This window comes from Mucilaginibacter kameinonensis (genome assembly GCF_003675385.1).
In the GTDB taxonomy this organism is placed as follows: domain Bacteria; phylum Bacteroidota; class Bacteroidia; order Sphingobacteriales; family Sphingobacteriaceae; genus Mucilaginibacter; species Mucilaginibacter kameinonensis.
Genome location: NZ_RCWZ01000002.1, coordinates 1,372,807 through 1,389,749 on the forward strand (window position 1 = coordinate 1,372,807; position 16,943 = coordinate 1,389,749).

10 protein-coding genes are annotated in these 16,943 nt (G+C 42.9%); 7 read left to right on the forward strand and 3 right to left on the reverse strand.

The window, feature by feature from the left end:
* Window positions 1-304: 304 nt before the first annotated feature.
* Complete coding sequence (glmS, locus tag EAH55_RS12700; RefSeq protein ID WP_121809918.1) at window positions 305-2,143, reverse strand: glutamine--fructose-6-phosphate transaminase (isomerizing); 1,839 nt, start codon at window positions 2,141-2,143, stop codon at window positions 305-307.
* 388 nt (window positions 2,144-2,531) lie between these two features.
* Between glmS and EAH55_RS12705 the strand changes: the two genes are divergently transcribed.
* From EAH55_RS12705 to EAH55_RS12730, 6 genes are all read left to right on the forward strand, one after another.
* Window positions 2,532-3,818: an esterase-like activity of phytase family protein gene (locus EAH55_RS12705; RefSeq protein ID WP_121809919.1), complete on the forward strand. Its 1,287-nt coding sequence runs from the start codon at window positions 2,532-2,534 to the stop codon at window positions 3,816-3,818.
* Between the two features lie 417 nt (window positions 3,819-4,235).
* Window positions 4,236-7,415, forward strand: a complete 3,180-nt coding sequence (locus tag EAH55_RS12710; protein WP_121809920.1) for a SusC/RagA family TonB-linked outer membrane protein — start codon at window positions 4,236-4,238, stop codon at window positions 7,413-7,415.
* A 27-nt stretch (window positions 7,416-7,442) separates the two neighbouring features.
* Window positions 7,443-9,062, forward strand: coding sequence for a RagB/SusD family nutrient uptake outer membrane protein (locus EAH55_RS12715; protein ID WP_121809921.1), 1,620 nt, complete (start codon window positions 7,443-7,445; stop codon window positions 9,060-9,062).
* A gap of 276 nt (window positions 9,063-9,338) precedes the next feature.
* A complete protein-coding gene (locus EAH55_RS12720; protein WP_121809922.1) occupies window positions 9,339-11,174 on the forward strand; it encodes a family 16 glycoside hydrolase in 1,836 nt (611 codons plus the stop codon).
* A gap of 12 nt (window positions 11,175-11,186) precedes the next feature.
* Window positions 11,187-13,151 (forward strand): c-type cytochrome, encoded by a 1,965-nt coding sequence (locus EAH55_RS12725; RefSeq protein WP_121809923.1) that lies wholly within the window; start codon window positions 11,187-11,189, stop codon window positions 13,149-13,151.
* An 82-nt stretch (window positions 13,152-13,233) separates the two neighbouring features.
* On the forward strand, window positions 13,234-14,004 hold the full coding sequence (locus EAH55_RS12730) for a 3-keto-disaccharide hydrolase (protein WP_121809924.1): 771 nt from the start codon (window positions 13,234-13,236) through the stop codon (window positions 14,002-14,004).
* Window positions 14,005-14,192: 188 nt separating this feature from the next.
* Here the strand turns inward: EAH55_RS12730 and EAH55_RS12735 are convergent, their stop codons facing one another.
* Together EAH55_RS12735 and EAH55_RS12740 are read right to left on the reverse strand one after the other, a co-directional pair.
* Complete coding sequence (locus EAH55_RS12735) at window positions 14,193-15,425, reverse strand: MFS transporter (RefSeq protein ID WP_121809925.1); 1,233 nt, start codon at window positions 15,423-15,425, stop codon at window positions 14,193-14,195.
* Between the two features lie 57 nt (window positions 15,426-15,482).
* The gene (locus EAH55_RS12740) at window positions 15,483-16,136 is read right to left on the reverse strand and encodes a FadR/GntR family transcriptional regulator (protein WP_121809926.1); all 654 of its coding nucleotides are present in this window, start codon (window positions 16,134-16,136) and stop codon (window positions 15,483-15,485) included.
* Window positions 16,137-16,321: 185 nt separating this feature from the next.
* Here EAH55_RS12740 and EAH55_RS12745 point away from each other — a divergent pair, with 185 nt between their 5' ends.
* Window positions 16,322-16,930 (forward strand): RNA polymerase sigma factor, encoded by a 609-nt coding sequence (locus EAH55_RS12745; RefSeq protein WP_162996851.1) that lies wholly within the window; start codon window positions 16,322-16,324, stop codon window positions 16,928-16,930.
* The last annotated feature ends 13 nt before the right edge of the window (window positions 16,931-16,943 follow it).

The following is a 16,943-nucleotide window of genomic DNA, read 5'->3' on the forward strand; positions in this document are numbered from 1 at the left end:
AGTTTAGAAGGTTAGGAAACTGGTTTCAACTGGTTAAATTGATTAATCAAATTTATCTATTTGGGTATTGATAGTATACGCTTTTGGGCGATTGCCGCTTTTTTGTAAACCTGTATCTTAACCTTTACAGAACCTGTAAAGCGCTCTTGCAAGCATGTGTAAAGGGTTGAGAAAAAAGTGTTTTTTTGTGGTTTTTTCGGCCACATTTTTCATACAATTGGGTTACAATACAAAGGAATTGTAAATAAAAAAAGCAGACCTAAGCCTGCTTTTTTTTACGGATTGTTTGGTTAATTGATATGAATTATTCTACAGTAACTGACTTAGCCAGATTACGTGGCTGATCAACATTGCAGCCTCGTTTCACAGCTATATGATATGATAACAGTTGTAAAGGGATGGTGGCCAAAAGCGGTAAGAAAGCCTCGTCGGCGTCAGGTATTTCAATGCAGTAATCGGCCATGTTTTTTACCTTGACATCGCCCTGCGTAACAATAGCTATTACTATTCCTTTGCGGGCCTTAACTTCCTGGATATTGCTGATCACTTTTTCGTACGATGAGTTTTTGGTGGCGATGAAAATTACCGGCATTTGCTCGTCAATCAGCGCGATAGGGCCGTGCTTCATTTCGGCGGCGGGGTAGCCTTCGGCATGGATGTAGGAGATCTCTTTTAATTTTAAAGCTCCTTCCAATGCTACCGGAAAACCAAACCCTCGACCTAAAAACAGGCAATTAGGCGCATCTTTTATTTTAGTTGCAATGCCTTCAATCAAATCGTTATCCTGTAGCAGCAATTGGATCTTATCGGGTATGGTATCAAGCTCGGTTAGCATATTGGTGAGCTTGGCAGGAGTTAAAGTGCCTTTATGCTGTGCTATATATAAAGCAATTAAAGTTAAAACGGTAACCTGTGCCGTAAAGGCTTTGGTTGACGCTACACCAATTTCGGGACCGGCATGAGTGTAAACCCCGGCATCGGTTACACGCGGAATTGATGCGCCAACAACATTGCAAATCCCCAGAATTGTGGCGCCCCGTTCTTTCGCAATCTCAATGGCGGCTAATGTATCGGCGGTTTCACCCGATTGCGATACGGCCATCACAATATCCTTGTCGGTGATTATAGGGTTGCGGTACCTAAATTCAGATGCATATTCAACCTCAACCTTAATGCGTCCGTATTCTTCAATAAGGTATTCGCCTGTGAGGCCGGCATGCCATGAGGTACCGCAGGCAATGATGATGATCCGCTCCGCATTTTTGAGCTTATCGGTATATTGTTTAATGCCACCCAACTCTACTTTGCCCTCGAGTGGGAAAATGCGACCGCGCATGCAATCCCGTACAGATCGTGGCTGCTCGAAGATCTCCTTCATCATGAAATGCTCAAAACCGCCTTTTTCCAATGATTCAAGCTTTAACTCCAACTCCTGGATCAATGGGGTTTGCTCAACGTTATCCAGTTTTTTTATTAAGAGCCCGTCGGGTTTAACAAGTACGATTTCGTTGTCTTTTAAATACACCACATTTTTGGTGTATTCAATAATAGGGGTAGCGTCTGAAGCGATAAAATACTCGCCCTGGCCAACGCCTATAACCAGCGGACTGCCTTTGCGGGCGGCGATGAGCCGGTCGGGATTTTCCCGGTCAAGTATAACGATGGCATAAGCACCTATCACGGTATTTAATGCTAAGCGAACGGCCTCAAGTAAATCTGTTTGTTCAATGTTCTGGATCTCCTCAATAAGGTGGATCAGGATCTCGGTATCTGTTTCACTTTTAAAAGTGTGCCCGCGGGCCAAGAGCTCTTCCTTAAGGATCAGGTAATTTTCAATGATACCGTTGTGAATAATGTGTAAACGGTTATCATTTGAACTGTGTGGGTGCGAGTTGGCATCAGAAGGGGCGCCGTGTGTAGCCCACCTGGTATGGCCTATGGCAACCCGACCACTTTTGTCTTTATCAGTGGTAAACTCTTCAAGGCAAGCTACCTTCCCGGTTTTTTTATATACACTGAAACCTTCATCATTAATGATAGCAATACCGGCGCTATCATAACCACGATATTCTAATCGTTTGAGGCCGTTTAACACAACCGGCCACGCATCTCTCGATCCGATGTAACCAACAATTCCGCACATAGTTTTAGGGCTTTAAATGGTAAATAAGTTTTTTGTTACTTGGTAAGTAAAATTATTTAATTGACTATCAATAAAGTAAGGCCCATGGCTGATTGACCGGAAATTGTAAATCTGTCAGAATTTTACACGATTAATCTGTAAAAGGATATAAATTACTTTACATTTTGAATTGATTGCCAGTAGTTACAGGCTTATTGGGGGGATATCCGGCAGCTTCGAATTAGCGACTTGTCACTAACCTGATGATCGATCAGTTAGAGATACTATCAGTCCTGAAACTGTAGGAATTATATATAATTTGTCTTTTAGGTTAAATTATTGTTATAAAATTAACAATAGGTTTACACGAGGCGGGTTCTTTTGTAGAAGTTAATCAATCACAGATCAAATGAAAAAACAATTACTCAGCGTCATCGCGGCTTCTGCGGTGATCCTTTCTTCCTGCCATGACGATAATAAAATAAATCCATTCAGCTACCCCGATATGGCCGAAGCGCAAAATCCGGCTGTACTTTTTACCACTGCCGATGGTGTAAAGGTGTATAATGGTGGTTTCGGCTCGGCAGTTGCGGCCGATCCCAATCAGAAAGATGTATTTTATCTGCTTACAGACCGCGGCTCGAATGTTGCCGGGCAAACTGCAAATTCAATCATCATCGGTAAACCCGATTTCGATCCGCAGATAGGCAAATTCAGGTTAATAGATGGTAAACTGATCCTGGAACAAACCATCGAACTTAAAAATGCCAATGGCGGGAAACTGAATGGCTTGCCAAATCCTGCAGGTATGGGAGCTTCCGGCGAGGTTCCTTTTGATCTTAGCGGCAACCAGTTAGCGGCCAGTGCCGATGGTATTGATTCGGAAGGCCTGGTATTGGCTGCCGACGGCACTTTTTGGATTAGTGACGAGTACGGTCCGCATATCGTACATTTTGACGCCAGCGGTAAAACCATTGAGCGCATCAACCCTTATGGTTCCGGAACCGGCGGCCGTAAAATTCCCGCCGTGTTTGCCACACGCAGGGCCAATAGAGGTATGGAAGGTTTGGCTATTACGCCTGATGGCAAAACACTGGTTGGCATGATGCAATCTCCAATGTATAACCCGTCTAAAGCAAAAGTTGCCAACTCAACTGTATTAAGGATCCTGACTTTTGATATTGTTTCAGGTGCTACAAAGCAATACGCTTATGTTATGGACAACGTTTCGTTAACAGGTGTAAGTGATATTACCGCTGTTAACGCCACAACATTTTTAACTGTTGAACGCGATGGTAATTTTGGCGGCGCGCCAACCAATCCTGCCACATTTAAAAAAGTGTTTAAAATTGATTTGAGCAATGCTTCTGATATTTCTGACCCGGCAAACGGCGCCAATGGTAAACTATACAATGGTAAAACCGTTGAGGAGCTTAATGACGAAGCTGGTTTGAAAGCGGCCGGTATCACTCCGGTTACTAAAACGCAGGTGCTTGACCTGTTAAAAGATTTGCCAACCGTTTACCCACATGATAAAGCCGAAGGTTTGGCTTTATTACCGGGTAATGTCCTTGCCATATCAAACGATGATGACTTCGGTGTTATTGATAATGGTAAGAATGGTTTTGCAGCTAAAATTTTGCCTGCCACCAACACTGTCGACCGTAACAGGATCTATTTTGTAAAGCTTAAATAACAGCCTGTAAAATCAAAATATTGTTAAGCCTTCCGGTTATACCGGAGGGCTTTTTTATTGCTGACAGTAGGGATGGTGTTTGGAGAAACCACTTGGGTTAAAAACTTATTTTATTGTTAAAATAACATTTATTGAATAGTTCGATTTTAACAATGGCAGATATTATTTTATCATTAAAACGATAATATATTGGCTTGTTATTTGATTTATATTTTTTAATTATTTGATAATTAGATTTTTATAAAATTATTTACCGTTTTTTTGATTGTGTTAAATTAGTACAAAAAACCACTCATATTGTATTACAATCGATTGTAACACGGAAGCTACATTTACTTAGCATAAAATCATATCTCAATAATTGTCAAAAAGTGATTTTATGTAACAAACCAATTTTAACAATTTAAAGTAAAATGTATGAGAGGAAAACTACACATCAAAAACGTTGTGGCCTTCATCTGTTTAAACTTATCGCTTGCGCTGATAAGTTTTTCAGGTTATGCTCAAAGTAAACAGGTAACCGGAAAAATCACCGGCTCAGATAACGGGCTGCCTTTGCCGGGTGTTACCGTTAAGGTAAAAGGAGGCACACAAGCCGTAGGTTCAAAACCTGATGGTACTTACGCAATAACCGCCGGCAGCAACGAAACACTTGTTTTTAGCTTTATTGGTTTCACAAACCAGGAGGTTGCGATAAATGGGAGATCGGTTATAAACGTATCATTAGTACCCGACAATAAAACCCTTACCGAGGTTGTAGTTGTGGGTTACGGTACCACCAAACGTAAAGATTTAACAGGTTCGGTGAGTTCGGTTACGGCAGATCAAATTGCTAAAGTTCCTGTTACTGCGCTTGATCAGGCTTTACAGGGCCGTTCATCTGGTGTACAGGTTACCAATAATGATGGCGCGCCGGGTGGTGGTGTTAGCGTGCAGATCAGGGGTATTGGTAGTTTGGGCAATAATGATCCTTTATATGTAGTGGATGGTTACCCTATCACAGGCGGCCTGAACAATATCAACCCCAATGATATTGCTTCTATGGACGTATTGAAAGATGCATCGGCTACTGCTATTTATGGTGTAAGGGCATCAAATGGCGTTGTTATCATCACCACCAAAAAAGGAAAAAAAGACGGCGTGCAGGTGTCATTAGATGCTTATGCTTCACTGCAGTCTGAACCTAAAAAATACAAAGTACTAAATGCGCAGCAGTGGGCTACCCTGGCAAATGAAGTGCACGCTGCCGAAGGCTTTACTGAATTGCCTGAATGGAGCAACCCTTCAGCTTTGCATAATGTGGATTGGCAGGATGCCGTATACCGTCAGGGTTTGAAACAAGATTATAACCTTGCCATCCGTGGGGGAAATGATAAAATTCAATCAGCTTTTTCAGCAGGTTATTATGATCAGAAAGGTATTGTACTTGGTTCGTTTTTTAAAAGGATCAACCTGGGCATGAACATCGACTACAATATCAGCAGCTGGTTAAAATCATCAACAAGTGCCAAATTCTCAAGGCAAAATACCAAAAATCCATTCGGAACAGGTTCGTTGGCGCAGTTAAGTGAGTTGATCCCAACGCTTGATGGCGGCAATAAACTTACCAGCGAAATCAAGGATTCAAAAGGTAATTATGGTTTCTTTAACCCGGTAAACATCTACACCAAAAGCTGGAATAACCCTGTTTACTCTATCGAAACACAGGATATCAAAAACTTACAGAACTACTTCTTAGGTTCAACGTCGTTAGAGGCAACAATATTTGACGGATTGAAAATCAAAAGTAATTTAGGTATCAACACCAGCGATTTTTCTGGCTATTATTTTCAGCCTGAAGATAACAGGTCAAGCGAGCAATACAATTTAGGTGGTGCTAATCAGCTGAGCGTTTACTCGCAAAATGCAAGCAACACATTTGAGTGGCTTTGGGAAAATACCATATCATACAGCAAAACATTTGGCAAGCATGCCATTGATTTTGTAGGTGGTGTATCTGAGCAGGAAAACACCGGCAGGCAAATAGGTGGCAGCGGTAATAATCTGCCAAGTAATTCTATAAGGGATTTAAGCCAGGTGCAAAATCTTGTTGCTTACGGCGGTCAGCAAACCTACTCGCTGGCATCGCAGTTTGCAAGGTTAAACTATAAGTTTGCCGATAAATATTTGCTTACAGCTACTGTAAGGCGCGATGGTTCATCTAAATTTTACACCGGGCATAAATACGGTACCTTTCCTTCGGGTTCAGTAGCCTGGAAAGCCAAAGAAGAATCATTTTTGAAGGATGTTAACTGGCTTTCTGATCTGAAATTCCGTGGCAGCTATGGTATGGTTGGTAACCAGTCAAGCATTGGCCTGTTCCAGTATTTGGCACGTTACACTTCTGGTGGTCCGGCTACTTCGGGTTCAAACGTTGGTTACCCTTTTGGCAAAATCTATCAGAGCGGGTTAGCACTTACCAACCTTGATAACGTTAACTTAAAATGGGAAACATCCAAACAAACCGATATTGGTATGGATATCGCTTTCCTGAACAACAGCTTAACCTTAACGGTTGATTATTATAAAAAAGACTCGAAAGATTTCTTGTTAAACCTGCTTACTCCTGCACAAACCGGCTTTACATCTGCAACACAAAATGCCGGCAGTATCAGCAATAAAGGCTTTGAGTTTGCTTTAAACTACAGGCATACAATCAGAGATTTTAATTACGGCTTGGGGCTAAACATCACTACTGTAAGCAATAAATTGGTTAGCATAAATAAGAACACCCAGTTTATTACCAACCTGGTTAACCTGCCGCTTCCGGCAAACGGCTGGTCAACTTTCAGCGAAACCAATATTGGTCAGCCGGTAGGTGAGTTTTATGGCTATCAATCATTGGGCATATTCCAAAGCAAGGCCGAGATTGACGCGCTGAACGCAAAATCACCTACAGGTCATTACCAGGTGGCAACTACGCAGCCCGGCGATCGTAAGTTCAAAGATATCAACGGCGACGGCCAGATCACGGCTGATGACCGTACCAGCTTAGGAAGCCCAATCCCTAAATTTTATGGCGGCTTCAATATCGACCTTTCATACAAAGCCTTCGATTTTAACGCGTTCTTTTATGGTAGTTATGGCAATAAGATCTTCAATTACCAGGAGCGTAACCTGGAAAGCTTCCAGGCACCGGGCTTTGTGGGGGTTGAAAACGTTAGCCAACAGTATTATGAAAACCGCTGGACGCCAACTAACCCTTCAAATCGTTTTGCAAGGGCTACCTACAATGATGATGTTAGCGCAAATAACGTTGCATCAAGCGTTTATGTTGAAAACGGCAGTTACCTGCGTTTAAGAAACGTTACATTCGGTTATACATTACCTGCGGCACTTACCAAAAAAATGAGCGTTACCAAAATCAGGTTTTATATAGCGGCTCAAAACCTGTTCACCATTACCAAGTACACCGGTCTTGATCCGGAAATTGGGCAGGCCACCGGTACCGATCCAATTACGGGCGCTACTATTACCAACCCAACAGGTTCAGGTATCGATTTAGGTACTTACCCTTCATCAAAGTTTTACACCTTAGGTTTAAATGTAACTTTCTAATTCAACATTTAACATAACAGTAAAGAAATGAAATTCAACAAGAAATATATATACGTACTTTCAGTTGGACTGGCAGTATTGCTTCCATTAAGCTGTAAGAAAAACTTTCTGGATCAAACCGATTCGCAGCATCCTACGGCTACAACTTTGTTTGATAAGCCTGCTGATGGCATAGCCCTTGTAAATGCTATCTATGATACCTATCAAAATGCCGACCTTTTAAAGAAATCACTTTGGTATTACGCTAATTTCCAATCACATGATTTTTTCAACTGGGGTAACGACAGGTTTTATAATACCTATGCAATCCCATCAACCTTCGGCGCTATTGAGGTTTTCTGGACACGTGCCTACGTTGGTATAGCCCGTGCAAACTCGGCGCTGCCTATCATTGCAAAAATGAAGGCTGATGGTGTATTGACCGCCGCCCTTGCAGACAGGCTTACCGGCGAAATTTACTTTTTACGCGGTATGACCTACTATTACCTGGCGGCAAGCTTTGGTGGCGTTCCGTTAGAGTTAAAAGACGGTACCAACCAGGGTTTAACACCAAGAAGTACCCAGGATCAGGTGTTTACCCAAGTGGTATCTGACTTGACAGCTGCAGCTGGTTTGTTGCCATGGAAAGAAGCACTGGCCGATTCTGAAAAAGGCCGTGCTACCAAGGGGGCTGCTTTAGGTTATTTGGGTGCGGCGCAAATGTGGCTTAAAAAATATGCTGATGCTTTAGCTTCATACAATCAGCTAACTGGCAAATATTCTCTGTTGCCTAATTTTATCGACGTACATGAATACGATAAGCAAAATAATGACGAGTCGCTTTTTGAAGTACAGTTTGACGTTGCCGGTACCCAGAGCTGGGGCGCAAGTAACGAGGTAGCCTGGATCAGCACCTTTGGTATGCCCGAAGAAGTAACCAACTTTGGTTATGATTACGCTAACTCGGCATTAGCAAGTTCATTTCAGGATGGGGATTTGCGCAGGGTGGCAACTGTAATTGGCCCTGGTGATGAAAACCCAAGCCCGGGTATCAAAGCCCGTGGTGGTATTAAATCATACCCATTGGTTATATCTGGCTTTGCCAGTACGGATCCGGCTATAAAGGCAAAATATACCGGCGATGACGGTAAGATCATCAACACTTGTGGTACAAAAACTCGCCCATGGGTAGGTTCTGATAACACGCAGTTAAGAACCGGTTATTATAATGAAAAGTTTTGGCGCGATCCTACATTGGTAGGTAACTCAGGTGATCAAACTATATTTGGTGCTCAAAACCAAACCCTGTTACGTTTTGGTGAGGTTTTGCTAAGTAAAGCTGAGTGCCAGGCGCGTACAGGCGATGCTGCAGGTGCTTTGGCTACGCTAAAACAAGTTCGTGACCGTGCGTTTGGTGGTTCGGCTCCTTTAACTTTCATTAGCGATGGTAAAGTAGTGACTGATCCGCTACAGATGGTTTACAGTGAATACAGGCACGAACTATCCGGCGAGTATTCAACTTTTTACGATTTGAGAAGAGCCGGTGTGGCAACAGATTTTGTGAAGAGTGTGTATGGTGTAACTATACCTACCGGTCGTGAGTTATATCCAATCCCTCAGTTTGAGATAGGGCTTAATCCTAATTTGACTCAAAACCCAGGTTATTAATAAGGCCTGATTTAAGAAAGCGGGTTTCTTCCAACCGGAAGAAACCCGCTTTGTATTTTAAGCTTTGCTGATGAAGAGAGTTAGTGGCAGTTGATTGGACGATAATGGAGCCTAAGATGTTGTAAATTAGATTAGAAGATGTCAGTAAAAATTAAATCAGGTATTGATAAAATATTATTCGTAATCGATTGCGTAAATTAATTATCTTGCGTTACAAATGTGAGGCTGACATTACCATGCGCCTCAACCAATAAACCATATTATAATTCAAAACCAATGCATTGCTTTAATCAATCTCCTAAACTCCCCAGCCGGAAAAAGTTTTGGATAGCGTGTGTTTGCCTGTTGGGTTGCCAGCAACTCATGGCGCAAAATGCTGTTCCTCTTAATGATCTCTCTTTTTTCGATAATCCATCATCAAACTGGAAGGTAGCGGCCAATGCACAGGCCGATATCACACAAGATGAAGTGTTAACTACAAAAGATGGCAATGGGATACTGGTAAACTTACCCGGCAAAAAGGGTGCGAAAGATCTGTTTACCAAAACGGTTTATGGTGATGCCGACCTTGAGCTTGATTATATGATGGCCAAGGGCTCTAACTCGGGTATCTATTTACAGGGGCGTTACGAAATTCAACTGCTGGATAGCTGGGGGACGGTAAACCCAAAATCGGGAGATAATGGCGGTATTTATGAACGTTGGGACGATAGTAAACCCGAGGGGCAGCAAGGCTATGATGGGCATGCGCCACGGCAAAACGCCAGCCGCGCGCCGGGGTTGTGGCAGCATATAAAAATTTCGTTTCAGGCACCTCGCTTTGATGGTAATGGCCAAAAGATCAGTAATGCTAAAGTGCTTTATGTTTGGTTAAATGGCGTTTTGATCCAGGATAATGTGGAGCTTGCCGGGCCAACCCGAGGCGCTTTTGATAATAAGGAAGCAGCAATTGGTCCGCTGCGCTTACAGGGTGATCATGGGCCGGTAGCTTTCCGTAATATAAGGATTACCAGTTACGATAAGCCGCACCCAACGTTATCAAACCTCAAATATTGGGTTTATAAAAGCGGTGAAATAGCAGGCGATAGTTATAAAAAACTAAAACCCGAGTCTGAAGGGACTTCTCCTGTATTATCATCAAACCAAAGCAAGCTTAATAATGATTTTTTAATTCGTTACACTGGCAATATTCAAATTAAAGAAGCGGGCGAGTACGCCTTTAAACTGAGTGTACCGGGAGGAAAGGGCATATTTCGTATTGACGGTAGCGATGCAGTTACTTTAACAGAAAACAGGGGCGACGGGAAAATACAATTGCAGCCCGGCGATCATCCATTTGAACTACTCTATTCAAAAACTGTGGATTGGGCTAAACCGGCATTGGGGCTTACTGTTGCGGGGCCGGGTGTACGGGAGTATCTGTTAAGCGATGCCAATGTAAGTAACAATGATCCTGTTGATCCTATATTGATTAATGCTACATCAAATACCATTTTGCGCAGTTTCTCTGATTTACCGGGCGGTATCAGGGTTACACATGGCGTAAATGTGGGCAGCCCCGAATTGCTGCATTATACCTACGATCTGGATAAGGGAATGATTGTAGAGATTTGGCGCGGCGGCTTTTTAGATGCTACACCCATGTGGCATGACAGGGGCGATGGTTCATCACGTCCTGCCGGCTCGGTTCAATATCTCGGCAAGCCCGTACCTGCTATTGAAAAGCTGAGCGATGCAAACGCCGCCTGGGCATTGGATACTGTTGGCACAGGATACCGGCCTAAAGGCTATGTGTTAAATGCCGATGATGTTCCTGCATTTAAATACAACATTTATGGCACTTCGGTAACTGATGCCAGCAGCATAATGGATAAGGGGAAGGGAATACACCGGGAAATTACGCTTGCTAATGCTGTTGATGGGTTGGTTTATCATCTCGCTTCAGGAAATATCGAAGCGCTTGGCAATGGATTGTATGCCATTGATGATAAATCCTATTATATCCGTGTTGATGATGCGGCGGGAGCCAAGGCAGTTGTTCGTGATGCGGGAGGGAAGCAGGAACTTGTCATTCCCATCCAAAAGAAATTAACCTATTCTATCATTTTTTAAGCTGCCCACATCATGAACAATACATTAAAACAAATGATAAACAGGGGCGCATTGCTTTTTACACTTGTAATTACAGCGCTGTTAAGCGATATTAAAAATACCTTCGCCCAGGCCGAATCGCCTAAAGAGGATGATTTTTTCAAGATCATGAAAGTGCCCGCACCCGAAGGTACTATACTGGAGGTTGGCGGTTTGTGTACTTTGCCTAACGGTACTTTGGCTGTAACCACCCGCCGTGGTGATATTTTTATGGTCGAAAATCCTACAGGCCAACATCCTTTCTTCCGCAAGTTTGCTTCGGGTTTGCATGAGGTGTTGGGGGCAGCATGGAAAGATGGTGCTTTATATGTGGTTCAGCGTGGGGAACTTACCAAACTGGTTGATACCAATATGGACGGCAAAGCCGATGTTTTTGAAACGATATATGCCTGGCCCTTATCCGGTAATTACCATGAATACAGCTTTGGCCCTAAAATAGCGCCGGATGGTTCGTTTTTTGTTACCCTGAACCTTGGCTTTCCGCCAGATTGGTGGCATCCGAAAAGCTTTGTGCCATGGCGCGGCTGGGCTTTAAATATCAAGGAAGATGGCACCGTTACACCTTGGGCGGCGGGTTTCCGTTCGCCATGCGGTATCAGTATGATTGATGGCGAACTTTGGTATGCCGATAACCAGGGCGATTGGGTAGGCTCGGGTAGTATCATGCCAATTAAAAAAGGCGCGTTTATGGGGCACCCCTCAAGTTTCGTTTGGACAGGCTTGCCTAACTCTCCGCTTAAGCTTACTTCCGAACAGTTCTTCGCCAAAAATAACCCGCGGATAGAGTTTGACAAAAGCGGGCAACCGGTTAAACCGCAGGATGTAGTGAATGAAAAATTTAAAACCGAATTTGAGGCTAAAAAGGAAATTCCCGAATTGCAGTTACCTGCCGTTTGGTTGCCACACGGTATATTAGGTATTTCCAATTCTGAGATTGTTAAAATTCCGGAAGGCGCGTTTGGCCCTTTTGCCGGTCAGTTGCTGATATGTGACCAGGGCCAAAGTATGGTCGACAGGATCTTTTTGGAGAAAGTTAATGGCGAATATCAGGGTGCAGCCTGGGCTTTTAGAAGTGGTTTTCAGTCGGGCATTGTGAGACTGGCCTGGTTACCTGATGGTTCATTAGCGGCAGGCGAAACCAATCGCGGTTGGGGATCGGCAGGGGAGGCTACCATGGGTTTACAGCGTTTGGTATGGAATAACAAAGTTCCGTTTGAGATGCGCGCCATCCGTGCCATGCCCGATGGCTTTGAGATAGAGTTTACCAAACCGGTTGATAAAAAAGTGGCTGAAGATATTGCTTCCTATTCTGTTGAAAGTTATATCTATAAATATCATGGTGTATATGGCAGCCCGCCGGTAAATACGGAAAAATGCCCTATAGCTGGTGTTAAAGTATCGGAAGATGGTTTAAAAGCCCGCCTTATCGTAAATAACCTCCGGAAATATTATATCCACACCATCACGCTTGCTGCTATTCGTGATAAAGAGAACTATTTCAATTTAGTGCATCCAACGGCATATTATACATTGAATAACATCCCCGAAGGACAAAAACTTTCAATGAGCGAGGTGAGTACTGTAAACTCAGCAAAAGCAACAGCTTCGACCGATTTAAAGAAGGGGGTTGCTGGGAAGAAAGGTACAGTAGTAAAACCTGCTGCGCCATTAAATGCAATTCCAACTTATGCTGAGATACAACCTATTTTATTGAAAAATACTTGTTTATCATGCCATAATGCTACAAAGAGGCAAGTAGGGCCGGCTTATGTTGATGTTGCAAAACGGAAATACAGTGTGGCCGAGCTGATTCAATTAATTCATAATCCAAAACCGGAACATTGGCCTGATTATTCAACGCCAATGCCTCCAATGCCGCAGGTGCCTAAGGACGAAGCCCGCAAGATAGCTTTATGGATTAAATCGCTGGCTAAATAGTAGGGAAGCTTAAAGCTGAAGGCCGAAAGCCTAAAGCAATTGGTTAATTATCGTTTGATATTAATGTTTTATATAAAGTTCAATGAAACACAAAATTATTTTCACTGCTTTATTAGCAGGTAGTTCAATAGCTGCATTCGCGCAGCAAAATGCAAAGCCGGAAGATACCGAGATCTGGTCGCCGGTGCCTGCTGTGGTTACACCGGGCAAAACTTTGGGTGATGCCCCGTCTGACGCTGTTGTTTTGTTTGATGGCAAAAATCTTGATGAATGGGTAGCCACAAATGATTCCACATCAAGCCATAAATGGAATGTGTTGGATAAAATAATCACCGTTGATAAAAGCGCGGGGGATATTCAAACCAAACGCAAGTTCATGGATTTTCAGTTGCATATAGAATACCGCATCCCTTCAAACATTACCGGTAGCGGTCAGGCACGTGGAAATAGCGGTATTTTCCTGGCGGCCCTGCCTTGGGGAGCAGGTGGTTACGAGTTACAGGTACTGGACAATTACAACAATAAAACCTACGTGAACGGGCAAGTGGGGAGTTTGTATAAACAGGCAATTCCCCTGGCTAATGCCTGCCGTAAACCCGGCGAGTGGCAAACTTATGATGTGATCTGGACGGCTCCGCGTTTTAACGAAGATGGTTCGTTAAAATCGGCAGCACGTGCTACCGTACTTCATAATGGCGTGCTGGTTCAAAACAATACTTCATTAATAGGAGATACCCCTTATATAGGTAAGCCTGAATATCGTAAACATGGTGCCTCGCCAATTAAATTGCAAGCGCATGGCGATAAAAGCGAGCCAATTAGCTATCGTAATATTTGGGTGAGGGAATTATAAATTAAAAAAAACGTCATTGCGAGGAACGAAGCAATCCCAAACCGTACAAAGAGACTTGCATAGCCGCTTTGCTAATCGGGGATTGCTTCGTTTCTCGCAATGACGTTTAATTTAAATTCTCATCTTGCACTCGTTTGCGACCGGCGCTTAATATGGTTGGCGATTGCATCGCCTTTGCATTTTTAGCCTTAGCCTTTCACTGCTTTCTTTCCTTCAATATTTGGCAATAAGCCGGTGAAAATGCCTATCAGTGGCAAATAGGCGCAGATCTTAAATACATAGTTAATGCTGGTCATATCCGCAACTTTACCCAATACTGCTGAACCTAAACCGCCCATTCCAAAGGCCAGACCGAAGAATAAACCCGCTATCAGCCCAACTTTTCCAGGTACCAGTTCCGTCGCATAAACCAAAATAGCTGAAAATGCAGATGACAGGATGAGGCCGATGAATACCGATAAAACGCCTGTCCAAAATAGGGATACGTAGGGCAGGAGCATTGTAAAGGGAGCTACACCTAATATTGAGATCCAGATGATGTATTTACGGCCAAAGCGATCGCCCAATGGCCCGCCGAAAAGTGTCCCTGCCGCTACCGAACCTAAAAACATAAACAAATAAATTTGCGATTGCTGAATGCTCAAATGAAATTTATTGATCAGGAAGAAGGTGTAATAGCTGGTGATGCTGGCCAGATAAAAATATTTGGAGAAGATAAGTACCAGTAAAACCCCCAATGAAAATACTACCCGCCTTTTTGATAGATTTAGTGGTGAGACTTCATTAGCATTTTTGTTTTTGGCTTTAAGGCTTAAATGCTCGGCGTACCATTTAGCTATACGCAGTAAAACCATGATTCCGGCAAGGGCGATAAGGCAAAACCAAATCACATTTGATTGTCCGTAAGGGATTACAATAAGAGCTGCCAGCAGCGGGCCGACAGCGCTGCCAGCGTTGCCGCCCAGCTGGAAAATAGATTGTGCCAGCCCCTTTTTACCTCCCGATGCTAAATGTGCAACCCGTGACGATTCGGGGTGGAATATGGATGAGCCAATGCCGATAAGACTTACCGCCATCAACATAATATAAAAATTGCTTGCAAAAGAGGCCAGCAGCAAGCCCGATAGCGTAAAACCCATGCCCATGGCTAACGAGTAAGGCTTTGGTTTTTTATCAGTATAAAGCCCCACAAAGGGTTGTAAAATAGACGCTGTAATTTGATAGGTGAAGGTAATAAGCCCTATTTGAGTGAAATTTAGGCTGAAACGTTGCTTGATAAGCGGATATATGGATGGTATAACCGATTGTAGCATGTCGTTAATAAAATGAGCCAGACTTATAGTAAACAAAATTGAATACACAGTTTGCTGAACCAATTTTTTAGGTTCGGTGGTAGTAATTGTTGGCGATGTAGATTCCATTTAGTGATAGATTAAATTATAAAACATTATAACATCAGATGAATTTAATGAAAATTTTTAATGTTGATGAATTTCAACGACTGTATTCCAGGCCTGTTTTGAATCGCAATCGAGAATATTTTTCAGAAGCTTTTCATGAAGGTGCTGTGTGTCGATAAAAATGCGTGTATCTGGGTGGATTTCGGTGAACCAGTTTTTTAAATGGACGGCTGCAGTCTTATACAAATCGCTCAGGATCTCGTTTTTTGACGCTTCCGCAATAGCTATGTGAAATTTAACGTCGGCATCAATGCATTCTTCCAATAGCCCGGCCTCTGCAGTTCTTTTCCGGGTTTCCAAATGGCTTTTCATGGTAAAGATATCCTTCTGTGAGCGGTTTATAGCTGCTTTTTCGGCTATTTTCATCTCCAGTAACTGCCTTACCTCATCAAGGTCCTGCGACCGGGCGCGTTTTATACGGGCTTCCATGGGCTCGGGGTTAACAGTTGTGCGCTCTACAAAAGTTCCTGCACCCTGCTGGATCCTGAGCAGGCCAGATTGTACCAGGCTTTTTGTTGCCTCGCGGATGCTTGAGCGGCCAACACCAAACTCGGCCATAAGCTCGGGCTCGGTAGGTAATTTATCATTTATTTGATATCTGCCATCAGCTATCTGCTCCTTCAGTTTCTCAGCAATCTCCTCAGCCAGCGACCTTTTAATAATCTTACTCATTTGTAAATCATCAGATGAATTGCAAAGGTATAAGTTTGTTTGAGAAATAAAAGTTATTTTGGGGTCAAAATCTATTTGTGAAAAAATAGTACCAATTAGTAACCGCCGTTTTCTAAAGCATTAATATATATTTAAATTTAGCTTAACATTCGTGCCGTTACTTTGATCCCATAAAAATACCCCTTGTGAAACAATATTCGGATGTACAACTTCTACTCGAACTGCAGGGCGGTAACGATGGGGCATTCAGAGAAATTTATGAGCGTTATGCTGATAAATTAATTGCCTTCGCATTAAAGAAAACACAAAACGAGGATGAAGCAATGGATATGGTACAGGAGTTGTTTCTTTCCATATGGAAAAATCGTGATACCATCCAGATAAATGGCGCGCTTGAGGCTTATCTTATGGTTTCTGTTAATTACATGAGCTATAAGTGGTATAAAAAGCAAAGCACAAAGCCCCGCTCATTAGATGATGTTTCAGAATTGCAGGAAACTTACGAACACAGTACCGATCAAAAACTTTCCCTTGCCGAATTACACCTGTTGATAAACCGGGAAATAGAAGATATGCCCGAAAAGATGCGACAGGTTTACCTGTGCAGCCGTGAGCAGGATATGACCGGGCCGCAAATTGCCGAGTTTTTAGGCTTATCGCACCAAACCGTACGCAACCAGATCAGCAATGCTTTAAGCAGGCTGAAAAAGTCTGTTCAGAAATATTACGATGTTATCCCTTTTGATAATTACAGCAGATTTTTGCTGCTGATAATTTTTTTCAAAAAGTTATAGTACACTCTCCCAT